The sequence below is a fragment of the Thermomicrobium roseum DSM 5159 genome (assembly GCF_000021685.1).
Lineage (GTDB): Bacteria > Chloroflexota > Chloroflexia > Thermomicrobiales > Thermomicrobiaceae > Thermomicrobium > Thermomicrobium roseum.
On the sequence record NC_011961.1, the window covers coordinates 279,885 to 305,804 of the forward strand.

The following is a 25,920-nucleotide window of genomic DNA, read 5'->3' on the forward strand; positions in this document are numbered from 1 at the left end:
TCTAACTGGTGTTCGCGCCGCCAGTCGATACCGGCATACCGCGCATCCAATCCAGCAACAGCGCGAGCAGGAGAGGTCTCCGCTTGCGACTCCTCCGATGACTAGGTGTCCCTCTCGGTGGGAGCTGTCGCTGCCGATATTCCGGAGGAGAACGGCGATTCCTGTTGCTCGACTGGGGGTGTCGCGATGATACCTGAGGGAACCAGGCACGCGCGAACACGAGACTTGGACCAGAGCGAAGAACGTGCCGGCGACACGAGGCACGGGCTCCTGGAACGGTTGCGAGCGTTCTTCGAGGAGGGAATCTCCTCGTTCAGTCGTCCGATCGTCCTGCAGGAGGACGATCCGGCGGTTGGCCGAGTGACGCGTGCGCTCGAGGTGTTGGCGAGTGATCTCAAAGCGACGTTGCGTGCCCTCGAGGCATCGGTGCGCCGGTCGGCGATCGGGGTGGCGCGGAGCGCGCTGCGCATCCAAACAGTAACCAAGGCGATCGACCAGACGCGCCAGCAGGCTGACGCAGTGGCGCATGCGTTGCGGGAGATACACGGAGGCGTGGAGGAGGTGGCCGCTGCGGCAGGGAACGCGGCGGCAGCTGCGCAGGCCGTCGATGAGCAGTCCGCGCGCGGTCTGCGCACGAGCGAGCAGGCTGAGCAGGAAGTGGTCGCACTCCAGATGCACCTGCAAGAAGCGGCGGAGCGGTTGCAGATGCTGCTCGCGGACGTGGCGCAGATCACGCAGGTGAGCGAAGTCATCGCCACGATAGCCAAGCAGACGAACCTCCTGGCGCTGAATGCCGCGATCGAAGCGGCGCGAGCTGGCGAGCAGGGTCGCGGTTTCGCGGTCGTGGCGGAGGAAGTACGCAAGCTGGCTGAGCATGCAGCGACGCAGACGCGCGAGATCCGTGCGCTGACGGATAGAGTCGCTGCGCAGCTCGCGCCAGTCCATAAGTCGCTCCGTCGGAGCGTCGAGTCCGCCGAGGCTGCGGCAACCGCGACGGTGGAGGTCCGAACAACCCTTCGAGCGACGAGCGAGCTCGCGGCGCGAGCAGCGCAGGCGGTCGATGCGATCGCACGCACCGTTCATGAGCAAACGACTGCCCTCGAGCGCGCGGTTGCCTCTCTCGGGGAGATCGTCGAGAGCATCGGTACGATCGAACAGCAGGCCCAACGGATCGCCGAGGAGACGTTCGCGCTCGCGCACGTTGCTTCCGATGCCTATGAACAGCTTGCCAAAGTCGATACCGGTACGACGTTCCATCGGGCGCTCGCCGCCTGTCGAGAACTCGCCGAGCGCTGCCAACGTGTCTTCGAACGAGCGGTCGACGAGGGACGGCTCCGTCTCGCGGACGTGCTGGAACTCCGCTACACCGAGATTAAAGGGCCAGCGATCCGTTCGCTGGCGCGCCTCTTCGACGTGAGCCGGGTACCGCCAGAAGGTTTCCAGCCCCCCAAGTACAGCACGGCGTACGATGCTGCGGTCGATTTGGAGCTGTCGGAGGAGATGGAGACGATCCTGCGCCAGGAACCGCGCTTGGTCTTCGCGCTCCCCATCGATCTGAACACTTATGCGCCGATGCACAACCGGGCCTTTTGCCAGGACTGGACCGGCGTTCCGGAGCGGGATCTGGCCGGCAATCGGGTCAAGCGGTTCTTCTGGGATCAGCGGGTGCTGGTGCGTGGAGCGCGCGTTGGGCTCGGCGCAGCGGCCGAGCGGTTGCCGAACATGGCCTCGCGCGAGGACTTCATCCGGGCAGGCTGTGATCTGCGCGAATCACCGCAGCAGCGGTCGCAGTTTCTGGTCCAGACCTATGCGCGCGATACCGGTGAGGTGATGACGGTCATTACCGTGCCCCTCTTCGTCAAAGGGCACCGGTGGGGTGCGGCTCTGGTCGGTTGGAAGGAAGACGATGGATCTTGAGGAGTGTTCCGTGACTGCCGATGAAAACGATGAGAAAGCGGTGGCGTGGCGGATCGAAGGAGGCCGTCATGGGTGAACGAGTGCCGGACCTGCGTGGAGCAGGTGGGACAGCGGTGGCGGATGCCTGGCCTGGACAGGGACCCGCGGAGGTGGCTGGCGACGAGGCGATCTGGATCGCCCTGGAGCGGCTGGCGACGGAGTTGGCGCGCGGCGACCTGGTGGCGGCCGAGCAAGTCGTCGCTGAGTTACCGCCAGCATTGCGCCGACAATGGGCGGGCGTGGTCGCGGCCTGGCGCGACCGCGTCGCCGAGTTGCTCGTTGCGGCATCGGGTGCGGTGGCCGAGGGGCTCCGGCCAGTGCGCGCGGCCGATGAGTTCTCCCAGGCGTTCCGCGCGCAGAAGGAGCAAGTGACGCAAGCTGCCAGTGTCGCTCGGGAACTGGCGCAAGCTGTCCAGCTCGTCTTCGGGAGCGTGGGACAAGTCTCGGATGCTGCCCGCGGGGCAGCCGAACGTGCCGATGCCGGGATCCAGCGGGTCGATGAGGCCTTACGGTCTTTGGCAGACGTCGCTCGCTCGGTGGCTGAGCTCCAGCGACGGATCGAGGAGCTGTCGCAGGCGGTACACCCGATCACCCAAGTCCTGGGGACGATCGCGTCGATCGCCAAACAGACGAATCTCCTGGCGCTCAATGCCGCGATCGAGGCGGCGCGAGCTGGCGAGCATGGACGCGGCTTTGCCGTCGTGGCGGAGGAGGTCCGGCGCCTGGCCGTTTCGACGCAAGACGCGGTGGCGGGAATTCGACAGCAAGTCCAGGCGCTGTCCGAGGGGATGCAGCGGGTCGGCGAAGCGATGGGTGTTGTCGCCGAGCAGGTCGAGAACGGGGCGCTGGTGGCGGCCGGTGGGCAGGAGGCGCTGGCCTCGATCCGCAAGAGTGTCGATTCCATCGTCGTTCCCTTGCAGGAGATCGCGTCGGCAGCCGAAGAGCAGGCCCAGGCGGTCAACCAGCTGGCGCGGAACGTGCAGGCGGTCGCGGAGGTCGCGGAATCGGTCGGGCGGCAGGCCGAGGAGTTGACGGTCGGTGTCCTCGAGCAGATGCAGCGACTGCGGGCGATGCGGGAGTTGATCGCGCAGACGACGCTCGCCTTGTCCGATGCCCAGCTCGTGCAGGTGGCGAAGGCGGATCACCTGTTGTGGGTGCAGCGGTTGTTGGCCATGCTGCACGGCAAGGAGCAGCTGCAACCGGAGCAGGTGGCTGACTGGACTGTCTGCCGGCTGGGACGCTGGTATTACGGTCGTGGTCGCGAGCGCTACGGGAACTCCAGCGTCTTTCGCCAACTGGAAGCGCCGCACCAGCGCTTGCACCAGACAGCTGCCGAGGCGGTGCGCGCCTGGAACCGGGGCGACCGCGAGCGAGCGCGGGAACTCGTGGAAGAGGTACGACGGATTTCAGCCGAAATCGTCTCGTTGCTCGAGACGCTGCGGACCATGTGAGCAAGTGTCCCGCACGACTCGATCGAGGCGCAGGGAGCGGGTCGACGTTGCCCACCGGTTGCCGAGCGATCGAGGCCGGAGCCTCCTCATCCGTGCGCAGTGGGCCCCTTCGACTCCTGCGCGGGGTGAGGCACGAGCCGCTGGAGGCAGCCAGCTCCGTGCACCCCGCGAGGAGTGACTAGGGCCGGTCGGACAGGCACGGCTGTCCGGTACGCGGCTCCGGCTGATCGATCGCTTGGACGAGGAACGGCGCTGTCGCGACACGGTGTGTTCCCCGGCTCCATGCCCGTGGGTGTCCGAAGGCTCTTTGCGCGCCGCTGTCTCGGCGTCTCGATCGGTCTTCTGCCCGCGATCGTCTCTCGCTCTCGATCACGCTGGTCAGGAGGGGAGTAACCTCCTGAACACGGGTGGCGTCTCCGTTCGGTCGGTTCGTCCCTGGAGCCACGACGATTCGCGGTGGATGGCGGCGGGTGACGGTGACTCCGGGCACGGTACTCTGCTCAGTGCTGCGATCGGTCATGACCCGCCAGGAGAGAGGGACGGATCGCAGTCTTCTCGAAGCAGCCCGGCCGACCTCGACGGGTGGATCCGCGCCTATCTTGTCGCTTTTTCGCCCGGCCGGTAGAGTATCCGCTGTGCGGGAAGGTGAGCCGGAGGAGGTGAGACGTGAGCGGGCGGGCTGTCGGGGCAGGAGCAGCGGCGGGCGAGAGCTGGCTCGAACGCTTTTTCCATCTACGGGAACTGGGGACGAATGTCCGGACGGAACTTCTGGCCGGCGTCACGACCTTCATGGTGATGGCCTACATCATCTTCGTCAATCCGCAGATCTTGAGCGCTCCCGATGTGCCGGACAAGCTTGCGATCTCCGCGGTGACGACGGCGACCGCTCTCGTCGCTGGTGTGATGACGATCGCCATGGGATTGGCGACCAACCGGGCCTATGCCATGGCCCCGGGGATGGGGCTGAACGCTGTCGTCGCGTTCCAGCTGATGGGAGCGCTCGGACTGACCGCTGCCGAGGCGATGGGGGTGATCGTCGCCGAGGGGCTGGTCATCACGGTGCTGGTCCTGCTCGGTATCCGGCGCTACGTCATGGAGGCGATCCCGCTCGAACTCAAGCAGGCGATCTCGGTCGGCATCGGGCTCTTCATTCTGTTCATCGGTCTGGTCAATGGCGGCATCGTGGTACGCGACGAGGCGACGCTGGTGCGGTTGGGTGACTTGAACAGCGTGCCGGTCTTCGTCACCGGTGTTGGGTTGCTGATCACGCTTTTCTTGCTCGCGCGCAACGTGCGCGGGGCGCTCCTCTGGGGGATCCTGCTCACCACGGTCGTTGCCATCATCGCCCGTGCCGTGACGGGGACGGAGGCGTTCCCACCCGGCGTGGCCCAGCTCCCCACGCAGTGGATCGCGGTACCGGATTTCAGCCGGATCGGTGACTTCAGCTTCGGTTTCTTCGCCAAGCTGGGCGTCCTCTCCGCGATTCTGGTCGTCTTCTCCATCATGCTGGCGGACTTCTTCGACACGATGGGAACGTTGATCGGCGTGGGGCGGCAGGCAGGCTACTTAGACGAGCGCGGCGAGTTGCCGCAGGCACAGCGGGCGTTGCTCGTCGACTCGCTCGGTGCGGTCGTCGGTGGCGCCTGCAGCGCCTCCTCGGCGACGACCTACATCGAATCGGCGGCCGGCATCGGCGTCGGTGGGCGGAGCGGTCTGGTCTCGGTGGTCACTGGGATCTTGTTCCTCCTTTCGATGCCGTTCTGGCCGGTCGTCGGGATCGTCCCGGCCCAAGCGACGGCACCGGCACTGATCGTCGTCGGCTGGATGATGATGGGTGTGCTCAGCCGAGCCGAAGCCGAAGCCGAGGGGAAGCCGTCGCGTGTGCAGGTGGGGGGTATCGACTTCGCCAATATCGAAGTCGGGCTTCCGGTCACCATGACCATGCTGATGATGCCCTTCACCTACAGTATCACCGACGGTATCGGTGCGGGCTTCATCACCTGGACGCTCATCAAGGTCTTCCGCGGCAAGTTCCGCGAGGTGTACCCGGTCCTCTATGTGGTGAGCGCGGCGTTCGTCATCTACTTCTTGCGTCATGCCCTGGGCTTGGTCGTCTAGGCCGGGACTCACGCAGCGAAGCTGTGCCGGGCGGCCTGGATGACCAGGACGAGGAAGGCCAGGGCGACCGCATAGGCGCCCAGCACCGCAGCCAGCGTCCAGGCCAAGGCACCCAGGGGATCACCGGCGGCCTCGCACTGGTCAGCCTGGCGGATGGCGCCGAGCAGCCAGTGCGGGCCGAGGAGAAACGCACCGAGAGCCACTAACACGGTCGCGAGGTCGAGCACGGTTGGATACCTGATGCGCTGGTCAGCTGGGAGCGCGCTGGCGTGCGAGGACGAGAGCGAGCACGATGATGAGCGCTGCCAGCGCGACGAAAAGGATGGCGCCCACTGCACCACTGACCCAACCGGCGAAGGTGATCAGGGCCAGGAGAGCGAAGAGCGGCAGCAAGAACCAGATGAGCACCTGCAGTCGCGGCATGATCGCGCTCCTTCCACCGGTGCGCACAGCACGTGCGCTGATCGTCTCGAAGGGGTCGATGCTCTATCATCATACCACGCTGGCTCATCGAACGGTGCGCTGGAGCGGTGGCCTGGCGGCGTCCGCGGAGCGGAGCGGTCATTCGGTCCAGACACGGTAGCCGCGGGTGACGCGCAAGTGTTCGGGGAGCGCCGGCTCGACGTGCACGGTGACATCGGCGGCCTGACCGATGGTCTGCTCGACCATGCGCGCCACTTCGCTGGCGATCTCGTGGGCCATGCGGACACTCAGTTCCGGGTCGACTTGGATATGGAGATCGACCCAGACGAGACCGTCGCCGCCGCGCGTGCGAATGTTGTGGACACCCCGGACGCCGGGCACGCCCCGCACGGCGTGCTCGATCACCTCGACTGGAACCACAGCGGCGTCGGAGAGGGTGAGCGCGGCATCCCGAATGATCGTCCAGGCGCCCCAGGCGATCACACCAGCGATGCCGATCGCCAGGAGCGGATCGACGATGGCGTAACCGGCACGGACAGCCACCAGCCCACCGATGACGGCGAGCGAGACGAGTGCATCGGCAGCCGTATGCTTGGCGTCGGCGCTCAGGATCGAGCTGTGGAGCTCGCGCCCGCGCCGGCGTTCCCACGTGCTGACGCCGATATTCACGAGCAGCGTGACCAGCATGACGGCGAAGGAAAGGGGAGTGACTTCTGGTTGAACGCGTTCCTGGAGACGATGCCAGGCGTCCTGGAGAATTTGCACGACCAGGAGACCCATCGCGCCCGCGATGACCAGCGAGGTCAGCGCCTCGAAGCGCCGGTGCCCGTAGGGGTGGTCGGGATCGGGCGGGCGCGCCGCGATGGCCATGCCGACGAGTCCGACAATGTTCGCTGAGGCATCGAGCAGGGAGTTCAGACCATCAGCCAAGATGGAGAGGCTGCCGGAAACGAAGCCGACCACGAGCTTGGCGATCGCGACCGTGAGATTGAGCACGAGCACGGTCACCAGCGTGCGTTTGATCGATCGGGTTCGCGAGGAACGCTGCACGATCCTTTCCATCCGTGCCGTCGCGCGCTGCTCACCGCTCGGAGTAACTCTACGCGGGGCGACTGGGCGCGGAGAAGAGCAAACGATGAATTCACGCTGGCAAAACTGGGAATGCTGATCGGCCGAGGCTCGCCGCTCCCGACAGCGCTCGCGGCGGGGTTGGGAGTGCGGCCGGATCGATTCGCACCTGCCCGGCGTGCACTGCTCGATCCTGCTGAATGGACGAAACGGCGATCGGCCTGCCCTGGCGCGAGCGGGAGAGGCTCGGCTCGCTTGGGTGAGATCGCGCGCGGGAGTTGGGTCGCACTGGGCAGTCCCGTCTCGAGCGGTTACCGGTACCGATTCGTCACGGCGGCAACGGCGCAGGAACGCCGAGAGACGACGCGCTCGACCGCTCACGCGCTAACCGTGCTCGGGTTGTGGATTGCGACGTGCGGAGTCGGTCCAAAACGAGCCGTATCGACCATGTTCCCCCAGGCCAGCTATTTCGGAACTCGAGCATTCCGTTCCATCGCTCCGGCCCCGGTAGGCCTGAGTAGGCGCACTCAGCTTCCCGAGGGGCATTTGGGTGAGGAGGATAGCGCTTGCCAGGCGGTCGGACGACCGCACAGGGTGGTCGCCGGGCACAGTGCTCGATAGTCGAGCGGATGGGGCTCGAAAAAGGCTCCCCCGACTGCTTGCCGTGTCGTGTCCCCCGACACCTCCCGTTCCTGCAACTATCACCGGGTCAGGGGCGAGGTTGGCACCCGCGGTACGCGCTGATCCTGTCGACAGTGCTTGGCTCGGGCGCTGGCCGGTCTGGTCCGCGTGGCGCGTTGCTCGAGGGTTCGGTGTCCCTGCCGTGCTCGGGGTCGGGCAGCGGGTGCGGGGCCGGCTCTCATGGTGGGAGATGGCTAAGATTGATGAGCAGAAAGGAAGCTGGCACTGCCGGCACGACGCGTTAGGAGGACGAATGAATCAGTTCGAGTGGGTACCGATCAAGCAGTACACCGACATTCTCTACGAGCGACTCGCCGGTGAGGGGATCGCCAAGATCACGATCAACCGGCCGGAAGTCCGCAACGCTTTCCGCCCGCTCACGGTCATGGAGATGATGGACGCCTTTGCCCATGCCCGAGAGGATGGCTCGATCGGCGTCGTCCTCTTGACCGGAGCCGGGGACAAGGCGTTTTGCTCCGGTGGTGACCAGCGCGTGCGCGGCCACGGCGGGTATGTGGACGATCAGGGAATCCCGCGGCTCAACGTGCTGGATCTCCAGAAGCAGATTCGCTATCTGCCCAAGCCAGTCATCGCGGTCGTCAACGGCTATGCGATCGGGGGCGGGCATGTACTGCATGTGGTCTGTGACCTGACGATCGCTGCTGAGCATGCCAAGTTCGGTCAGGTCGGGCCACGAGTGGGGAGCTTTGACGCAGGCTACGGCGCGACGTTGCTCGGGCGGATCGTCGGGCACAAGAAGGCGAAGGAGATCTGGTTCCTCTGCCGGCAGTACACCGCGCAAGAGGCGCTGGAGATGGGGCTGGTCAACGCGGTCGTGCCCTATGAGAAGCTCGAGGAGACAGCAGTCGAGTGGGCGCGGGAGATCCTGGAAAAGAGCCCGATGGCGATCCGTTTCCTCAAGGCAGCCTTCAACGCCGATACCGATGGCTTGGCTGGATTGCAACAGCTGGCTGGTGATGCGACGCTCCTCTACTACTTGACTGAAGAGGCCAAGGAGGGGCACCGGGCGTTCCTCGAGAAGCGCAAGCCGGATTTCTCCAAGTTCCCGCGCTTCCCGTGATGGAGCGAGTTGCATGAGTGTCCCGGTGAGCGATCCTGCACGGATGCCCGGACGAGGCGCCAGCTGGCGTGTCTGGTGGCTGGGGGCGCGACCGGCCACCCTGGTCGCTGCCATCGGTCCGGTGCTCGTCGGGACAGCAGCCGGGGTACGGGAAGCCGGGACGATCCGCTGGTTACCGTTCCTGGCGGCACTGGTGACCGCGCTCCTCATTCAGGTCGGGACCAACTATGCCAATGATCTCTTTGATTATCTCAAGGGGGCGGACCGTCCCGATCGGGTCGGGCCGACGCGCATCACTGCTCGTGGCTTGGTAACGGTCGCCGCGATGCGCCGGGCTGTCGTCCTGACCTTCGCACTGGCCACAGTGCTCGGCCTCTACCTGGTCTGGGTCGGGGGCTGGCCGATTCTGGTGATCGGTCTCGCCTCCATCGCGGCTGGGATCCTCTACACTGCTGGGCCGGTGCCACTCGGCTACGCGGGGCTGGGAGACGTGTTCGTCTTCGTGTTCTTTGGGCTCGTCGCGGTGGGTGGCAGCTCCTATCTCCAAACCGGTTCCCTATCCGGACTCGCGCTCCTCGCCGCGGTCCCGGTCGGTTCCCTCATCACCGCGATCCTCGTCGTCAACAATCTGCGCGATATCCCGACCGATCGAGCTGCCGGCAAGCGCACGCTGGCGGTTCGCATCGGTGAGCGGGCGACGCGCTGGCAGTACGCCGTGCTGGTTGCTGGGGCCTATCTGGTCCCCGTGCTGCTCTGGCTGCTCGGCTGGGCCGGGCCGGCGGTGCTGCTGCCCTCGCTCACGTTGCCCCTCGCTCTCCGACTCGTGGGGGTGGTGCTGCGCGGTGCGGAGGGGCCGTCGCTCAACCCTGTCCTCAAGCGGACTGGTCAGTTACAGCTGCTGTTCGCCATGCTCTTCGCTCTGGGGTTGCTCGGGTGAGCGGCTCGCGCCTCGATTGGCGATGGTACCGCCTCCGCTTCCGCGCTCCGCTGGAGACGGCTGCGGGTTCGCTGGGGACGCGGCGAGGGATCCTGGTCAGCGTGGCGACAGCGGATGGATTGGTCGGGCTCGGGGACGTCGCTCCCTGGCCGGGAACGGAGGACCGTGCGCTTCCGGAGGCAGCCGACTGGTTGGCAGCGCTTCGTGCGGTTGCCGAGGAGGGAGAGGGCGCACTTCGGCAGGCGCTGGAGCGGGTTGCGGCGGTGACACCGGGAGCGCGTGCGGCGCGGGCGGCGCTGGAAACGGCGCTCCTCGATGTCAGCGCTCAGCGGGCCGGTGTGCCCCTGGCCTTCTGGCTGCGCTCGTCGGCGCGCTCCTCCGTCCCTGTGAACGCGCTCATCGGGATCGCTGATCCGGAGCGCACGGTCGAGGCTGCGCGCGCAGCCGTCGCTGCCGGATTCCGGGCCCTCAAGCTCAAGGTGCGCATCGCGGCGAGCGAGGTGGAGCGCGTCGCGGCAGTCCGCCGAGCAGTCGGCCCGGAGGTTCAGCTGCGGCTCGATGCGAACGCTTCCGCGGCGGTCGCCGCTGCGCTCGCTTTTGCGCGGGCAGTCGCACCGCTCGGAATCGAGTACCTGGAGCAGCCGGTGGGTTCCCTGGAGGAACTCGCGGCGTTGCGGCGGCAGAGCCCGGTGCCGCTCGCCGCTGACGAGGTGCTCGCCGGCCCAGACGAACTGGAACGGGCGCTCGCTTTGGGGGCAGCGGATATCGTGATCGCCAAGCTGCCGCTCGTGGGCAGTGTGGAGCGGTTGCTCGACCTGGCCGAACGATGCGAGCGAGCTGGGATCGCAGTGGTGGTGACGAGTAACTTGGAATCGGCGGTCGGTCTGGTGGCAGCCCTCCACGTGGCAGCGGCACTGCCAGGGAATGCAGAGCGTGCTCACGGGCTCGCCACCGCTGGTCTGGTCGAACCGCTCGGTCGCGAGCCAGTGTTCCAGCCGCTGGGCGGCCGACTCGTGCTCCCGCCTGGACCAGGGTTGGGACTGGATCGAACGATGATGCTGGCAGGAGAGGAAGACGGATGAGGACAGGCGAGAGGAAGCGCATGGTTTTGGGGCTTTGGGTCGCCGTGCTCGCTACCGCGGTGGGGCTGGCTGTCTCCGCGGTGCTCGTCCCGCGTGCCCTCGCGACGTCGCGAGGGCTGGCCAATCTGCTGGCGGTGGCCAGTGCGCTGCTCGTCGCGGCGGGCTGGATCGGCGGAGGCGTGACGAGTTGGCGGGGAGCTCGCTGGCGAGGAGCACTGTTCGGCCTCGCCGCGTATCTCGTCGCTGGTTCAGCCTGGACAGCTGGGTTCGTCCTCCTCGATCCCTGGCAGGTCGATTACGGTCGCGTCGATATCGTCCGTTTCGCGCTCTACTCCGTTCTGCTCTGGCCGTTCGCGCTGACGTATACCCTCGATTGGTTCGGGTTGGGCGGGTTTTGAGCGGAGGCGCCGATGCTGGTCCCCGAGTGGCTCGCCTGGCGTGCGCAGACCACTCCTGATCGTCTGGCACTCGTCTGGCGCGACCGTGTCTGGTCGTTCGCCTCGCTCGCCGCGGCTGCTGACGAAGCAGCTCGGCGCCTGGCCGGCCTCGGTGTCCGAATGGGCGACCGCGTTGCCGTGGTGATGGCGAACCGGCCGGAGTTCGTCCAACTGGTCCATGCGGTCAGCCGCTTGGGCGCGATCCTCGTCCCGCTCAATGTGCGGCTCACCGGCAGCGAACTGCGGACACTGCTCGACGATGCCGAGCCGCGGGTCGTGGTAGTCGATCGCGCGACCTGCTCACTACTGGATGGTTGGTCGGGTGCCGTGGTGGAGATCGACCGCGAGTGGTCGTCGCTTCCTACGACGACTGTGGAACTGCGGCGCGCGATCGATCTCGCGGCTGTGCACACCCTGGTCTACACCTCGGGGACGACGTCCCGACCGAAAGGAGTATTGCTGACGTACGGGAACCATTGGTGGAGCGCGCTCGGGTCTCAGCTGAACATCGGGGCCGTGCCGGAGGACCGCTGGCTCCTGTGTTTGCCGCTGTTCCACGTGGGTGGGCTCTCCATCCTGTTCCGCAGCGTCATCGGCGGCTTCGCGGTGGAGCTCCACGAACGGTTCGATCCGGCGTCGGTCAACCGGGCGATCGAGGAGGGAACGACGCTGCTCTCGGTCGTCGGGACGATGCTCTGGCGGATGCTCGAGGAGCGAGGGGAGCGTCCCTATCCGCGTCATCTGCGCGCCGTCCTGCTCGGCGGCGGGCCGGCGCCCCGACCCTTGCTGGAGCATGCCGCTGCGCTCGGCGTTCCTGTTCTGCAGACCTACGGGCTCACTGAGACCGCCTCGCAGCTGGCGACCTTGGCACCGGAGGATGCGCTGCGGAAACTCGGTTCGGCCGGCAGACCCCTCTACCCGAACGAGTTGCGGGTCGTGCGGGAAGACGGTAGTCCGGCGGGACCAGGGGAGCCGGGGGAGATCACCGTACGCGGTCCAGTGGTCACGCCCGGCTATTGGCGGCGACCCGACCTCACGGCTCGCGCACTGCGTGATGGCTGGCTCTGGACAGGTGACCTCGGCTATCTCGACGAGGATGGGTATCTGACCGTGCTCGACCGGCGCGACGACCTCATCGTGACCGGAGGCGAGAACGTCTATCCGGCGGAGGTGGAAGCGGTGCTGCTGGCACATCCCGCGGTCGCGGAAGCGGCGGTGGTGGGGATTCCCGATGTCGAATGGGGGCAGCGCGTCGTCGCTGCGGTCGTCCTGCGCCCTGGTGCAACAGTGCGCGCGGCAGATCTCGCCAGTTGGTGCCGGGAACGGCTGGCTGGCTACAAGGTGCCACGAGCGTTCCGGTTCGTGAGTGAGCTTCCCCGGACGGAGAGCGGCAAGGTACAGCGGTGGGCAGTGCGGCAGGCATGGAACGCGGAGTGAGGTGCACGGCAGCGCTCGTGCTTTGCTGGCGTTGCCAGCTGCGAATTGCCAAGGTATCGTACGAGCCGTAGAATGCCCGGGGAGAGGTGGTGAGCGTTCGGTTCCGCTGAACGGGGTGGGGCATGTATCTGCTCGATCAGCCAGATGCAGCGTTGGCCTATCGCCGGCAATATCGCGGGCTGATCGGCATCGCGAGCAAAGTGCCGCTGCGCGATCGCGCCATGCTCAGCTTGGTCTACACGCCCGGTGTTGCCGAGGCTTGCCGGGTGATCAGCCAGGACGAGGTGAGTTCGTTCGATCTGACTGGGCGCGGTAACACGGTCGCCATCCTGACGGACGCGTCCGATCTCTTCGGACCCACGCGGGCGCCGGTCGAGGCAGCGCTACCGCTCCTGGAGGCGAAAGCCGTTCTCTTCAAGACCTTTGCTGGCGTGGATGCGGTCCCGATTGCGGTCGATCTCCAGGATCCTTTGGCGATTGTGGAAGTGGCACGCTCCTTGATTCCTACCTTCGGTGCGTTCTGCCTCGATCATATTCGGGCTCCGCACAGCTTCACGATCCAGGATCATTTGGAGAAGGCGGCACCGATCCCGGTCTTCTCCAACCAGCACCACGGTACAGCGATTCTGGTGCTCGGTGCGCTCAAGAATGCGCTGGAGGTGGTGGGGAAGCGGTTGGAGGAGGTCCGAGTCGTCATCGCCGGGGCAGGACTCGCCGGGATCGGCGTCGCGCGCCTGCTCACCCGAGTCGGGGTCAAGGATCTCATCGTGTGCGATCGCGCGGGCGCGATCTACCTGGGGCGACCGTACCGCATGAATTGGGCCAAGGCGTACTTGGCGAAGGAGACGAATCCGGAGCGGCGACGCGGGACGCTCGCTGAGGTGTTGAAGGGCGCCGATGTCTTTATCGGATTGGCTCGCGGCAATATCCTGTCGCCGGAAATGGTCGCAGCGATGGCACCCGATCCGATCGTCTTCGCGCTGGCACTGCCGACTCCCGAGATCGATCCGGACCTGGCTCGGCAGGCGGGTGCAGCGGTGGTCGCGACCGGGCGCTCCGACTACCCGAACATGATGGATGTCTCGCTCGTGTTCCCCGGTGTCTTCCGTGGCCTGCTCGATTCGGGCGCGCGCAACATCCGGTTGCGCACGTTGATCTATGCTGCCGAGGCGTTGGCTAGCTTGGTGCCGCCGGAGCAGCGTGGTCCTGAGCATATCGTCCCGCAGATCTTCGACTTTCGCGTCGCACCCGCGATCGCGGCTGCGGTGGTGCAAGCGGCCTTGGAGACCAAAGAAGCGACGCGGGAAGTCGACCCACAACAGGTGGCGGAGAACACGCGCCGCTATATCTACGAGGGTACCTTCGACGTTGCGCGGCCGGTCAACCGACGCCCCCGCTCGCTGGCCGAGCAAGCGCTGGATTTGCGCCGGCGGTATCGCGGTGTACTGGAGATCCGCAGCAAGTTGCCGGTCCGAGACCATCACATCCTGAACTTGCTCTACTTGCCACCGGCAGCCCTGGCACCGGTCGAGGAAGTGCGCCAGCACCGCGAAGCGGTCTACGACCTGACGGTCAAGGGGAACCTCGTGGCCATCGTGACCGATGGGAGCGCCGTGCTGGGGCTGGGCGATATCGGGCCGCAAGCTGCTTTACCAGTGATGGAAGGGAAAGCGGTTCTCTTCCAATCGCTCGGTGGAGTGGAGGCGTTCCCGATCTGTATCGCTGAGCGGGATCCCGATCGGATCGTGGACATCGTGGCAGCGATCGCTCCCTCCTTTGGCGGGATCAATCTGGAGGACATTGCAGCGCCACGCTGCTTCGAGATCGAGTCAGCGCTCAAGGAACGACTGGATATGCCAGTGTTCCACGACGACCAGCATGGGACGGCGATCGTCGTTTTGGCTGCGCTGATCAACGCGTTCAAGCTGCGGGGAACACCGCTTGCCGAGGCGAGGGTGGTCATCAACGGTGCTGGGGCCGCGGGGATCGCGACGGCGAAGCTGCTCTTGGTCTACGGGGTCGGTGACGTCATTCTCTGCGATCGCCTGGGGGCGATCTATCGGGAGCGCGAAGCGGGGATGAACCGCTACAAGATGGAGATCGCTCGGCTGACCAACAAGGCGGGCGTGCGCGGTGACCTGGCGACGGCGCTGGTGGGTGCTGATGCGTTCATCGGGCTCTCCAGCCCGAACATCCTCACGCCGGAAATGATCCGCAGCATGGCGCCCGATCCGATCGTTTTCGCCCTGGCCAATCCCGACCCGGAGATCCACCCGGATCTAGCGCTGGAGGCGGGAGCACTGGTGGTCGCGACCGGGCGCTCGGATTTCCCGAACCAGGTCAACAACTCGCTGGCTTTCCCGGGCGTGTTCCGCGGTGCGCTCGACGTGCGGGCACGCGACATCAACGACGCCATGAAGCTGGCTGCCGCGCAGGCGATCGCTGAACTCGTCTCGCCACGCCAGCTCTCGCCGCAGTACGTGATCCCGGATAGTCTCGATCTCTCCGTGCCTCCGGCTGTCGCCGCGGCAGTCGCGCGGGCTGCCGTGGAAACCGGAGTCGCCCGCTTGCAGGTCGATCCGGACGATATCGCTGCGCGCACGCGGGAGCTGCTCTACGAGGGCCTGCGGCGGTGAGACGGCACGCCCGCTCGTTTCGGCCAGAGCCGAGTGCTCCGTCGTGCGCATCGGCTGAACGAGAGCTGGCCAGCGGTCACGCTTCGGGGGTCGCCTGTCTTGCAGGCTGCATGGTCGGTCGTCGAGTCGGTTCCCCGAGGACTTCGCTCGTTTCCCAGGAATCGCGGCGCGGCCAGCGTCGCCGCAGCCACTTGTGCACCTCGACGACCGCGAGGATCGTGCTGGCGACCAAGATGATGCGTGGCCAGATGTCGAGCGGGATCGGCTCGACGCGGAGCACGAACTGGGTGAGCGGGACGTACAGTGCGCCGACATGAACGATGATGGCGGCGATGACTGCGGCGAAGAGTACTCGATTCGAGAAGGGACTCATCCGGAAGAGCGAGCGGATGCTCGAGCGCGCATTGCCGACCTGGAAATTCTGGAAGATCACCATCGTCGTCAGTGCGACGGTTCGAGCGAGGTCCAGCGATCCAGACGCTCGTAGCGTCCAATCAAAGATCCAGAGTGTTCCCGCGGCCATGACGAGACCACTGAGGAGAGTCCGCTCCCACAGGAGCGGGGAAAGGATCCCCTCGCGTCGCGGACGTGGACGGCGACGCATGAGCCCAGGTTCCTTCGGCTCGAAGGCCATGGCGACGTCCTGGAGCCCGTTGGTGACCAGGTTGAGCCAGAGCAGCTGCGCTGGATAAAAGGGTAAGGGCCACCCGGCTAGGACCGCGAACGGCAGGACGAAGAGCATCGCTGCACCAGTGGAAATCAAGAAGAAGGTCGCCTTGCGCAAGTTATCGAAGGCGCCACGTCCCTCCTCGACAGCCGCGACGATGGTCACGAAATTGTCGTCAGTGAGGACGATATCGGCTGCCTCGCGGGCGACATCGGTGCCGCTCTTGCCCATCGCGACACCGATCTCAGCTGCCCGCAGCGCGGGGGCGTCGTTGACGCCGTCCCCGGTCACAGCAACCGTTTCGCCATTGGCTTGCAAGGCGCGCACGATCCGCAATTTCTGCTCGGGCTCGACCCGTGCAAAGACCGAAACCTGTTGGACGATGGAACGGAGTTCTTCGTCGGACAGTCGTTGCAGTTCCCGGCCGGTGAGGACAGGGCTCGAACGGGGAGCGATGCCCAGGAAGTCGGCGATGGCCGCAGCGGTCGCTGCGTGGTCGCCAGTGATCATGACGACGCGGATACCAGCGGAGTGGCAGCTGGCGATGGCCTCGCGGACGCCTGCGCGGGGAGGATCCCAGAGCCCGACGAGACCGAGGAACGTCAAGCCACTGGGCTCGAGCAGCGACTCGATGCGTTCGGCGTGCTCGAACGGTATCTCGCCTGCCGCGAAGCCGAGCACCCGCAGGCCCTGTTGAGCGAGCTGGTGGGCTGCCGCGAGAATGGCCTCGCGGTCGAGCGGAACGAGTCCTTCCGGGCTCACCCAGGTGCTGCACATGTCGAGGATGCGTTCGGGTGCCCCCTTCGCGAGGAAAACCGGTTTGCCGTCGATCCGCGAAACGACTGCTGCGAAACGTCGTTCTGGTTCGAACGGTATCTCGGCGAGGATCGGATAAATACTTTCCAGTTCTTCGCGAACGAGACCGAATCGTGCGCCGGCGATGAGGAGTGCGAGGTCGGTCGGATCACCGATGCCTGCTCGTTCCTGTCCGATTTCTTCGCTGTGCGCGAGGGTCGCCTCATTCGCCAGCACGCCCGTCACGAGCACGCGGAGAGCTGGTGGAAGATCCGAGAACGCTGTCTCGCGAAGTGCAGAGAACGAGAGGTGCGGAACGGGATCGAGTTGCTCGTCCTCGAAGGAGATGACGCGCCTAGCAGCCCAGAGAGCCCGAACCGTCATCCGATTCTCGGTGAGCGTTCCCGTCTTGTCGGATCCGATGACGGTCGTGCTGCCGAGCGTCTCGACAGCAGCCAGGTGCCGCACGATGGCACGGCGCCGTGCCATCCGCTGGGCGCTCACCGCGAGGACGAGCGTCACAACGATCGGAAGGCCTTCTGGAACGATCGCAACCGCGGCACCGACCGCGAACTTGAAGAGGAGCGCCGGTTCATCACCACGGAGCACACCGAACGAGCTGATGGCCACGATGCTCACGAGAACGACGAGGGCGACCAGACGTGCGAAGCGCGCGAATTGCCTCTCGAGCGGCGTTTGCGGTTGGGTCTCGGCTCGAGCCAGGTAAGCGATCTTGCCGAGTTCGGTAGCACGACCCGTACTGACGACGACGCCGACGCCGCGACCACTCGTGACGATCGTGCCGAGAAACGCCATACAAACACGATCAGCGATCGGTGTTTCGGGTGGGACGGGATCGGGGCGTTTGACCACTGGAACCGATTCGCCGGTAAAAACCGACTCGTCCACCATGAGTGCTGTGGTCGAAACGAGCCGAAGGTCGGCCGGAACGCGGATCCCTGATTCCAGGAGGACGATGTCACCAGGAACCAGAGATTTGGCGGGTATCTCGCGCTCGACGCCGTCGCGGATCACGCGAGCGCGTGGACTCAGGTAAAGCATGAGCGAGCGGATCGCTTGCTCCGCACGCAACTCGTGGTAGGTTCCGAGCGCCGCGTTGATGAGCAGAACGGCGAAGATAGCGCCGGTATCGATCCATTCACCCAATCCGGCCGTGACGAGTGCTGCCACCAACAGGATATAGATCAGCGGGCTCTTGAACTGATGCAGGATGATGCGGAGAAGGCTCGGCGGCGGGGCAGTTTCGATTTCGTTCGGGCCGAACTGTTGTAACCGACGCTCCGCTTCTCGCGTGGCAAGCCCGTCGAGACTCGTGCCGAGTCGCTCGAGCGTTTCTGCTACCGTCAGGGCATGCCAGTGTACTGTGTCTCGCACAGAACGCGATCCCTTCGCTCTCCGATCTGCGCAGCAGTCAGCGAAGTCGCGTTGGGCTACGATGCGTGCCCGGTCGTCGCTGACGTGCTGCGTTGTCGGGCGACTGCCTTGAGAACATCATGTCGGGTGACGATGCCGACGAGTTTGCCGTCACGCACGACCGGGATGTGCCGGACGTCGCGTTCGACCATGAGCTGGGCGATTCGGCTCAGTGGTGTGTCCTCCGTCACCGTCACTGCCGGTGCTTGCGCAACGTCTCCTGCCTTCATCGTCCGCGCTTCAGCGTAGATCCGCTCGATCCCTTCCGCATTCAGCCAGTGTCCGAAGAGCTGTGGGGCGCGGAAGGCCGCGAAAGGAATCGGCTTTTCCTGCGCCAGGAAGTCCTCTTCGCGAATCAGGCCGAGCAGCCTGCCGTCCGCATCGACCACTGGAACGGCGCCGATCTGCCGGTCGAGCATGAGTCGAGCGACCTGTTCGAGCGTGGCGTCTGGCCCGACCGTTACTGGATCCGGCGTCATGATATCGCGTGCCCGCAGGGTTTCGTTCGCAGTCGCCGGCTCTTCCAAGGCTTGTCGGACGGCCTGTGGCCGGTGGAGGAGGAGCGGCACCGTCGTCGCATGGAGGACGTGCTCGGCCGTCGAGCCCAAAAGCACTCGCCGGATCCCGCTCATGCCGTGCGTGCCCATGGCGATGAGGCCAGCCTGGCGCGCGGCTGCTTCGGCCGCGATCGTCTCGGCGACTGGCCCACTGCCGAGGCTCCAGCTGGTCGGATAACCGCGGGCACGGACTCGCTGAGCGACGGCTTCGAGATATCGCTCCCAGCGCGCGGGATCTTCTTCCTCGGCGAGGACATGAAAGAGGTGGAGCTGCAGGGGCTCCGAACCCTGACCGAGCAGGTCGAGCGCGGTATCGATCGCCTCCTCGGCCAGTGCTGAACCATCGAGGGGGACGAGAACCGGCGAGAACGTTACCGAGGCGTTGGGAGCTGGAACGGGTACACGAGCGCGCACGACGAGCGCCGGTTGCCGCGCCCGCTGCATCACGCTGAAGGTGACGCTCCCCACTAGCAAACGGGCCACACCCAAGCGGCCGTGGCTGCTCATGACGATGACCGCTGCCTGACTCGCATCGGCGTACGCGACGATCTCCTTGGCCGGCTCGCCCAGGCGCACCTCGATGCGACAGGACACGTCGCTGATCGCGTTCCGCAGCCGTTCGAGCGACGCGCGGCGCTGTTCCAGCCAGCGCTGCACCAACTGTTCGACCTGCTCTCCCTCCGCTTCCAGATACGAGCGCAGGGATTCGGTGACCTCGACAATGGAAAGGAGAACGAGTTCACTCCCGAGTCGCTGAGCGATCGCTCGACCGAAGGGAATCGCACAGTGAGTCACGCGCTCCGGATCGAGATAGGTCGGGAGTACCGGAACGACCACCGGACCTGCCATCGTGTCCAACCCTCCCTGTCCGCTTCACTACCCTACGGGTAGCCTATCATGATCGCGATCCTCGCGGTGCTAGTAACCCTGGCCCTCGCCGCTTCAGCGGCTCGCGCGGGTCGTCGTGCTTTCACGGCGCGTGACCAGCGGTATCCGATCGAGGCGATACGAATCGAGCTGCGCGCGGGTGAGCAGCGCGGCGAAGGCTGCTCGGCTGGACCATGAGCTCGAGGGGGCGGATCCCATGAACCGCTCCTTCGCGTTTTGCGGCTCGCGGCATGGCTGAGGATGCCCAGCCGCAGGCTCAGGGATCGCCGAACACCCGGTACGCGGGCCGCGAAGCGCCGCATCGCTGCCGCCGGAACCGAGCGCGCTGTCCGGCGCACTGCTCTGGCCGGGACCGCCAACAGCACTCCGAACACACGCATGTGTCACTGTGTAATACTGTAAGTGTGGAAATCGACAGAAGGAGGGATCGGATGAGTCGCGATCCATTCGCAGCCGAGCTCCACGCGTGGTTCCTCGGGCGCCTGCCGGAGGGTTGGTTCGTGGAGCCGCCCGAGATCGCCTACGACCGGGACGAGATTCTCGTCGTCGGTCGTCTCGCTGAGCCATCGCTGCCGGAGGGAGCGAGCGAGGAGGAGCGGCAGGCCGCTTGTGCGGCGCGGATCCAGCGTTTCCGCGAGGAAACGCGTGCTCAGCGCATGCGCATCGCCAGCGAAGCCGAGTACCGGTTCGGCCGCAAGGTTTCCTGGGGAGCAGCCTGCGGTCCGATTCGCCAGTCGTTCACGGTGCTGAGCGTGCCCGTGATGACACGCTTGCGGCTCGCCGAGCGGCAGGTCCTCGATACGCTGGTCGAGGCTGGAATCGCGCGGAGCCGGAGCGAGGCACTGGCCTGGTGTGTCCGCTTGGTCGGTCGTCACCAAGCTGACTGGCTCGAGGAACTGCGCCGAGCCTTGGTCCGGGTACAAGAGCTCCGGCAGGCCGGCCCGGATGTCGATTGAACGATGCCCGATGCTCTACCGAGGAGGGAGAACAGTGCTGCACCACACACTCGTCGTTCAGCCGATCACAACGGCCGACGCTGAAGATGCGGCTATGCAGGGGGGCGCGATGCCCGCGCTCGAGCCTGAGACCCTGCTCGATGCCTTTTCGGCAGCAGTCGTTCGTGTCGTCCAGCGTGTCGCACCGGCGGTCGTCGGATTGCGTGTCGTCCGCTCGACGCATCGTGGTTCCGACGTTCCTGGTGCGGGTTCGGGCTTCCTGATCACACCCGATGGCTATGTCCTCACCAACAGTCATGTCGTTCATCGCGCGCGGCAGATTGTCGTCTCGCTGGCCGATGGGAGGGAATTTGCGGCCCAGCTAGTCGGTGAAGATCCAGCGACTGATCTGGCTGTCGTGCGGGTTCAGGCGAACGGGCTTCCCATCGCCGAGTTCGGCGATTCGGATCGCCTGCAGGTCGGTCAGCTGGTGATCGCCATCGGGAATCCGCTGGGGTTGCAGGCGAGCGTGGTGACCGGCGTAGTTTCGGCGCTCGGTCGCTCGTTGCGGGGGCCGGACGGTCGGTTGATCGAGAACGTCATTCAGACTGATGCTCCCCTCAATCCGGGGAATTCGGGTGGGCCGCTGGTCGATACGCGCGGCAAGGTGGTCGGTGTCAACACAGCGATCATCGCTGGTGCGCAGGGGCTGGGTTTCGCGATTCCTGCCAGTACCGCTCAGTGGGTCGTCGGCCAGCTGGTGCGCGAGGGACGCGTGCAGCGTGCCTGGCTCGGGATCATCGGTGAGCTCAAGAGCGTGCCAGGACGCTTCGTTCCGGAACACGGTGGAACACGGGCGGCTGGCATCGCGGTCCGCGAGGTCATCGTCGGGAGTCCAGCGGAGCGAGCCGGACTTCGACCGGGTGACGTGATCGTGAGCCTCGATGGCGCACCCGTGCGGTCGCCGACCGATCTGCAACGTCTCTTGGGTCGCGCACCGGTCGGCAGCACGATCGTGCTCGGAGTCGTGCGTCAGGGGAAGCTCGCGACCGTGCGAGCAGAACTCGCTCCCGAGCCGGATCGCGAACGTCAAGCGAGCCGGTAGACCTCGGGAAAGAGCCGGCGACCGGCCAGCGTGAAGACGAGCGCACCCGATGCGGCGACCGCGACCGTGGCTGGCACACCGAAAAGATCCCCGATCCCGCCGAGCGCCATCGTCCCCAGTGGCATCAAGCCCATCGGAATCAACGTGTAGAGGGCCATCACGCGGCCGCGGAACTCGTCCGGAACGATCAGCTGGATGAGCGTGTTCGTGAGAGCCATGAGGAGCGTCTGGCTGGCACCGATGAGGAAGAGCAGGATCGCCGAGAGCTCGAGCCAACGTGAGAGCGCGAACCCAACGAGTGTCGCGGCGAAGACCAGGTTGACGAGGAAGAGAATGCGACCGCGATCCTGGCGTGCGCCCAGCCGCCCAACGAGCAGAGCCCCGCTCAACGCGCCGACTCCGTTGATTCCCATGAGGGCACCGTATCCCGCGGCGCTGGTGTGCAGGATATCGCGGGCGAAAACCGGCATGAGCTGCAGGTAGGGGCGGCCGAGGAAGGTGGGCACGGCCAGCAAGGTCAGCAGACCGAGCAGGCGCCGATCGTGCCGGACAGCCCGCAGGCCAACGCGGACGTGGACGAGCAGGGAAGTCGTGCTCGTGCGCTCGGGAGGTGCTGGTGCGATTGTCCAGACGGCCCAGAGTACCGGAAGATAACTCACCCCGTTGAGCACGAAGGCCCAACCGGTGCCGGCCGCAGCGACCAGCAAGCCGGCCAGCGATGGGCCGATCACTGCGGCCGCGTTCCACGCAGCGGAGTTCAAACCGACGGCAGAAGCGACTCGGTCGTTCCCCACGAGACCAGGAACCATGGCCTGGCGCGCCGGATTGTCGAACGCCATGACGGTCGCGGTAGCGAATGCGATCGCCAGAATTTGCCACGGTCTGATCGTCCCGGTGAGATCGAGGATTCCGAGAAGCAGCGCGAGCAGGGCGGCCAACGACTGGGTGACGAGCAGGATTCGGCGCCGATCGACCCGGTCGGCGACTGCCCCGCCAACCAGCGTGATCGTCAGGGTCGGAATGGAGCGCAAGAGGCCGTACAGGCCCAGATAGGCTGGCGAGCCGGTGAGCGCCAGGATGAGCCATCCCTGGGCAACGAGTTGGAGCCAGCTCCCGATGTTGGAAACGAGCATGCCGGCCCAATAACGTCGGTAGGCTGGCACCGCGAGCGCGCTCGCGGTGAGAGCGGCGTGCAAGCGCGCCAGTCGCGATGTCTCTCCGGATGGTGCAGCTGGACGGTCAGCGGTCACGCGTCTATCCCTTCGCGCTGCCGACCTTGCCGGGCGCTGGCGCGATCGAGAAACCGGCTGGCAGCATAACAGATGCTGGACGAGCGTGGCAGTCGATCCCCTACCAGTGGTGCACAGCACTCACCGCAACGGAACGAGCGATCCTGCTGCAACGCTCTGGCCCGACGTGCCGAGAGAGGACGGCGATATCCAAAAGAGGACTCGAGCAGCGTGCAGCGCGGGGTTCGGTCTGCGCTCGCTCGCCGAACTTGGGGAGTCCAGCGAGCCTCGCCGGACTACCTGGTCCCGACCGGCATGGGTGAACCGTGATCGACCGGATGAGAGCGGCGCCGGAGTCCCCGGCCACCCCGGCACTCTTCGCGGCGAATCATGGGACCGGCGCGCTACCGGTTGTCCGCGCGACCCAATCGATGATCGCCCGCATGTCACCGTAGCGATCCTGGCTCCCGAGGACGATGGCAACGAAGGTCCGTCCGTCACTGGTGCGCCACGCAGCGACCAGACACTGCCCGGCCTCGGGAGTCGTTCCGGTTTTGATCCCGATGACTCCGTGTTGACCGAGGAGTTCGTTCGTGTTCCGGAGTTCGAGCACGCGCGCCTTCGGACCACCGACGCGGACCTGCGCCGTGCGCAGGGCGACGAGAGCGGCGAGTTCCGGATGGTCGAGTGTCGCGCGGGCGAGCTGGAGAAGGTCACGCGCACTCGTCGTCTGCCCGGGTACGTCGTCGCCGTCCGGTGTCAGCACGACCGTTTCGCTGAGGCCAAGTTCCCGAGCTTTCTCCTGCATCGCGACGAGGAAGCGCTCGCGCGGTGGTCGATCGGGGGGACCAGCGAGTCGCTCGCCAGCGCTGCGGGCCAGTGCCCGGGCGGCGTCATTGCCGGAGGGGAGGAGTAGGCCAAGCAGGAGGTCATGGACCGTGATCGTGTCTCCAACGTCCAGTCCCATGGCCGATTCACGGGCTGGATCGACCGTGTCCTCCGGCTGGACCGTGACGATTTCTTCGAATGAGAGGATCTCCACTGCAGTCAGCGCGGTGAGGAGCTTGAGAGTACTGGCTGGAGGAAGGGGTGTCCGGCTGGCACGCTCCAGGAGGATCCGGTCGGTGGTGAGATCGACGACGAGGACGGAGCGGGCGCTGAGCGAGGGTGGTTCGGGAGTCGGAGACGGTGTCGGCGTGGGGGTCGGTGTCGGTTCGGGTGAGGGTGCGACCGTTGTGGTGGACGGTAGACTGACTGGGGCTGCGTAGCGCGCCAGTGTCGCGCCAGCGATCGCGACACTCAGAGCGAGCAGACCGAAGGGAACGCCGAAGCGGCGGACAAAAGCGAAGAAGCCCCTCACTGCGGTGCTCCCACGCTCGTCATGCCATCTGGGGGAAGGGCGAGTGACTGGGCAGACCGTGCTTCTGGCCAGGTGCGGACGAGCGCGGGAAGTCGCGACCAGAGCGAGCGGATCGCACGAGCGTAGCGCTCGAACCGCTCATCGTCATGAGCTGACCAGCTGAAGCCATAGGCCGCGCGGAGCCAGTCGGGCAGAAAACCGATGGTCAGCCAACGCCAGACGCGGACGCTCGGGGCGAGCCACCAGGGATGCGGTGGGGAAAGGACGGAGTCGGCGAGTTGTCGCGTGAGCGGTGTGACGGCGAGTGTCCCCTCCCGGCGTGCTCGGGTGATCTTTTCCTCGATCTCCCCCCAGGAGCGAGGAAGGTACCCATTGGGTATGCCCAGCCAAAACTCCATCGCGCTCGCTTCACGACAATAGCGGTCTCGCTCCTCCGGGGTGAGCACGCGGACGAAACGCTCGTATGCCGTGATCGTCGCTTCGACGGTCGTGGTGTGCACCCAGACGAGGAGATCAGGATCGTGCGCGCTGTACCGGGTACCGGCTGGAAAGCGACCGCTCGGCTCCCGGAGCATGCCTCGTACGCGGTCGTGAGTGCGGATGATGCGGGCAGCGGCTGCTCGGGCTGCCTCGGGGGAGCCGAAGGTGAGGGCGCGCATCGCGTTCACCGTTGCGCGAAAGCGTCGGAAGGCTGACCAGGTATCGCGGGCGAACGACGAATGCTCGGCGACCCCCGCTGCGACGAGAGGATGAGCGAGTTGGGCGAGGATCGCTCGACCCCACCCCAGGACGACGATCCGTTCGGCGTTGACGATCTGGACGATCGACCGCGACTCTCGCATCATGCGGACGAACTCTCCGAATCGCTCCCGACCACCAGGGGCTGGGATGGCTCGCTGGCCGTGCGAGCGACGAGCAACAGCCGCGATGACCAGAGTCGGTACGGTGTGGCGTCATCGTCGCCCCAGAATTCGAGGGCGACGAACCCACTCCGGCGTACCAGCGTTGCGAGCTCGCTCGCGGCGTAGAGACGCAGCGTGCGTGCACAGCGCTCGCTCGCCCCGGAGGGCCAGAGTACATGCCACTCGACCTGCACGGTGCCTTCGGGCAGGTCCCAGTGCTGGCGGACCAGAACGCGCAAACCGTCGATCTCGCCCCAGATCCGTTCGACGAAGTCGCGGACGAGCAGTTCGCGATTGGGCAGGTCGAGGAGCAGCGTCCCTCCGGGCCGAAGAGCCAGCGCGAGTTGACGCAGCACTTCTTCGTCGGCCTGCTGGTTACCGCTCGTTCCGAGGACAAGACCCGAGGCGAGCACGAGATCGAAAGCGCGGCGGAAGGGGAGGCGCTGAGGATCGCGTCGAATCCAGTGAATCGGCGTCTTCGGGACATCGATCCGCCGGCGTGCTCGCTCGAGCAGGGGTTCGAGCGGCTCCACCACGGTGACATGTGCACCGTGATCCGCAACGGCTGCAACGAGTTCCGGCGAAGGGAGGAGAAGAAGCACGCTTGCTCCGGGCACGAGCCACTGACGTTCTCTGAGCGCTCGCAGCAAGCAAGGCCGAGCGGGATCCTCCGGCACTGGTCGCCCGAACTCGCGCAGCAGCTGAGCGAAGAGCACGTCGCTCTGACTCGCCATCGCGATC

At 66.0% G+C, this 25,920-nt stretch carries 21 protein-coding genes and 1 pseudogene; 13 read left to right on the forward strand and 9 right to left on the reverse strand.

Annotated features, from left to right (window positions below):
* The first annotated feature begins 225 nt into the window (after positions 1 to 225).
* The 3 genes from TRD_RS10535 to TRD_RS10545 all read left to right on the forward strand — a co-directional run bounded on the left by TRD_RS10535 (position 226) and on the right by TRD_RS10545 (position 5,525).
* A complete protein-coding gene (locus tag TRD_RS10535; protein ID WP_012643030.1) occupies positions 226 to 1,917 on the forward strand; it encodes a methyl-accepting chemotaxis protein in 1,692 nt (563 codons plus the stop codon).
* 68 nt (positions 1,918 to 1,985) lie between these two features.
* Positions 1,986 to 3,407 carry a methyl-accepting chemotaxis protein gene (locus TRD_RS10540; protein WP_012642584.1) on the forward strand — a complete coding sequence of 474 codons (1,422 nt, stop codon included), beginning with the start codon at positions 1,986 to 1,988 and terminating at the stop codon, positions 3,405 to 3,407.
* Between the two features lie 666 nt (positions 3,408 to 4,073).
* Complete coding sequence (locus TRD_RS10545; protein WP_012642621.1) at positions 4,074 to 5,525, forward strand: NCS2 family permease; 1,452 nt, start codon at positions 4,074 to 4,076, stop codon at positions 5,523 to 5,525.
* A gap of 8 nt (positions 5,526 to 5,533) precedes the next feature.
* Here the strand turns inward: TRD_RS10545 and TRD_RS10550 are convergent, their stop codons facing one another.
* From TRD_RS10550 to TRD_RS10555, 3 genes are all read right to left on the reverse strand, one after another.
* On the reverse strand, positions 5,534 to 5,752 hold the full coding sequence (locus tag TRD_RS10550) for a hypothetical protein (RefSeq protein ID WP_012642429.1): 219 nt from the start codon (positions 5,750 to 5,752) through the stop codon (positions 5,534 to 5,536).
* A 22-nt stretch (positions 5,753 to 5,774) separates the two neighbouring features.
* Positions 5,775 to 5,948, reverse strand: a complete 174-nt coding sequence (locus TRD_RS14900; RefSeq protein WP_012642804.1) for a hypothetical protein — start codon at positions 5,946 to 5,948, stop codon at positions 5,775 to 5,777.
* A 138-nt stretch (positions 5,949 to 6,086) separates the two neighbouring features.
* Positions 6,087 to 6,998 (reverse strand): cation diffusion facilitator family transporter, encoded by a 912-nt coding sequence (locus TRD_RS10555; protein ID WP_052294132.1) that lies wholly within the window; start codon positions 6,996 to 6,998, stop codon positions 6,087 to 6,089.
* A 952-nt stretch (positions 6,999 to 7,950) separates the two neighbouring features.
* Between TRD_RS10555 and menB the strand changes: the two genes are divergently transcribed.
* From menB to TRD_RS15155, 7 genes and pseudogenes are all read left to right on the forward strand, one after another.
* Positions 7,951 to 8,778, forward strand: coding sequence for a 1,4-dihydroxy-2-naphthoyl-CoA synthase (gene menB, locus TRD_RS10565; protein ID WP_012643270.1), 828 nt, complete (start codon positions 7,951 to 7,953; stop codon positions 8,776 to 8,778).
* 13 nt (positions 8,779 to 8,791) lie between these two features.
* On the forward strand, positions 8,792 to 9,715 hold the full coding sequence (locus TRD_RS10570) for a 1,4-dihydroxy-2-naphthoate polyprenyltransferase (protein WP_012642727.1): 924 nt from the start codon (positions 8,792 to 8,794) through the stop codon (positions 9,713 to 9,715).
* Positions 9,712 to 10,797 (forward strand): o-succinylbenzoate synthase, encoded by a 1,086-nt coding sequence (gene menC, locus TRD_RS10575; RefSeq protein ID WP_012642847.1) that lies wholly within the window; start codon positions 9,712 to 9,714, stop codon positions 10,795 to 10,797. Before TRD_RS10570 ends, menC begins: the two co-directional genes overlap by 4 nt.
* Complete coding sequence (locus tag TRD_RS10580) at positions 10,794 to 11,195, forward strand: hypothetical protein (protein ID WP_143714775.1); 402 nt, start codon at positions 10,794 to 10,796, stop codon at positions 11,193 to 11,195. Before menC ends, TRD_RS10580 begins: the two co-directional genes overlap by 4 nt.
* A gap of 12 nt (positions 11,196 to 11,207) precedes the next feature.
* Positions 11,208 to 12,671 carry an o-succinylbenzoate--CoA ligase gene (locus tag TRD_RS10585; RefSeq protein ID WP_012642951.1) on the forward strand — a complete coding sequence of 488 codons (1,464 nt, stop codon included), beginning with the start codon at positions 11,208 to 11,210 and terminating at the stop codon, positions 12,669 to 12,671.
* Positions 12,672 to 12,892: 221 nt separating this feature from the next.
* A pseudogene (locus TRD_RS15150) lies at positions 12,893 to 13,891 on the forward strand (NAD(P)-dependent malic enzyme); the annotation flags it as partial.
* A gap of 126 nt (positions 13,892 to 14,017) precedes the next feature.
* Entirely contained in the window at positions 14,018 to 15,307 is a 1,290-nt protein-coding gene (locus tag TRD_RS15155) for an NAD(P)-dependent malic enzyme (RefSeq protein WP_052294154.1), read from the forward strand.
* A gap of 76 nt (positions 15,308 to 15,383) precedes the next feature.
* On the opposite strand, the gene TRD_RS10595 is transcribed toward TRD_RS15155, so the two are convergent.
* The gene (locus tag TRD_RS10595) at positions 15,384 to 18,164 is read right to left on the reverse strand and encodes a cation-translocating P-type ATPase (protein ID WP_012642471.1); all 2,781 of its coding nucleotides are present in this window, start codon (positions 18,162 to 18,164) and stop codon (positions 15,384 to 15,386) included.
* A gap of 56 nt (positions 18,165 to 18,220) precedes the next feature.
* On the reverse strand, positions 18,221 to 19,609 hold the full coding sequence (locus tag TRD_RS13865; protein WP_012643278.1) for a universal stress protein: 1,389 nt from the start codon (positions 19,607 to 19,609) through the stop codon (positions 18,221 to 18,223).
* 48 nt (positions 19,610 to 19,657) lie between these two features.
* Here TRD_RS13865 and TRD_RS14905 point away from each other — a divergent pair, with 48 nt between their 5' ends.
* The 3 genes from TRD_RS14905 (at position 19,658) to TRD_RS10610 (ending at position 21,688) form a co-directional block, all read left to right on the forward strand.
* The gene (locus TRD_RS14905; RefSeq protein WP_169302309.1) at positions 19,658 to 19,825 is read left to right on the forward strand and encodes a hypothetical protein; all 168 of its coding nucleotides are present in this window, start codon (positions 19,658 to 19,660) and stop codon (positions 19,823 to 19,825) included.
* Between the two features lie 254 nt (positions 19,826 to 20,079).
* Positions 20,080 to 20,604, forward strand: a complete 525-nt coding sequence (locus TRD_RS10605) for a hypothetical protein (RefSeq protein WP_012643043.1) — start codon at positions 20,080 to 20,082, stop codon at positions 20,602 to 20,604.
* A gap of 109 nt (positions 20,605 to 20,713) precedes the next feature.
* Positions 20,714 to 21,688 carry a S1C family serine protease gene (locus tag TRD_RS10610; protein WP_081433497.1) on the forward strand — a complete coding sequence of 325 codons (975 nt, stop codon included), beginning with the start codon at positions 20,714 to 20,716 and terminating at the stop codon, positions 21,686 to 21,688.
* Here TRD_RS10610 and TRD_RS10615 read toward each other — a convergent pair.
* The 4 genes from TRD_RS10615 to TRD_RS10630 all read right to left on the reverse strand — a co-directional run bounded on the left by TRD_RS10615 (position 21,673) and on the right by TRD_RS10630 (position 25,913).
* Positions 21,673 to 22,938 (reverse strand): MFS transporter, encoded by a 1,266-nt coding sequence (locus tag TRD_RS10615; RefSeq protein WP_012642958.1) that lies wholly within the window; start codon positions 22,936 to 22,938, stop codon positions 21,673 to 21,675. The two genes, TRD_RS10610 and TRD_RS10615, sit on opposite strands and share 16 nt — an antisense overlap.
* Positions 22,939 to 23,305: 367 nt before the next feature.
* Entirely contained in the window at positions 23,306 to 24,277 is a 972-nt protein-coding gene (locus tag TRD_RS10620) for a D-alanyl-D-alanine carboxypeptidase family protein (protein WP_012643142.1), read from the reverse strand.
* Positions 24,274 to 25,122, reverse strand: coding sequence for an oxygenase MpaB family protein (locus TRD_RS10625; protein WP_012643167.1), 849 nt, complete (start codon positions 25,120 to 25,122; stop codon positions 24,274 to 24,276). Before TRD_RS10625 ends, TRD_RS10620 begins: the two co-directional genes overlap by 4 nt.
* Entirely contained in the window at positions 25,119 to 25,913 is a 795-nt protein-coding gene (locus TRD_RS10630; protein WP_012642394.1) for a class I SAM-dependent methyltransferase, read from the reverse strand. Before TRD_RS10630 ends, TRD_RS10625 begins: the two co-directional genes overlap by 4 nt.
* Between the last annotated feature and the right edge of the window lie 7 nt (positions 25,914 to 25,920).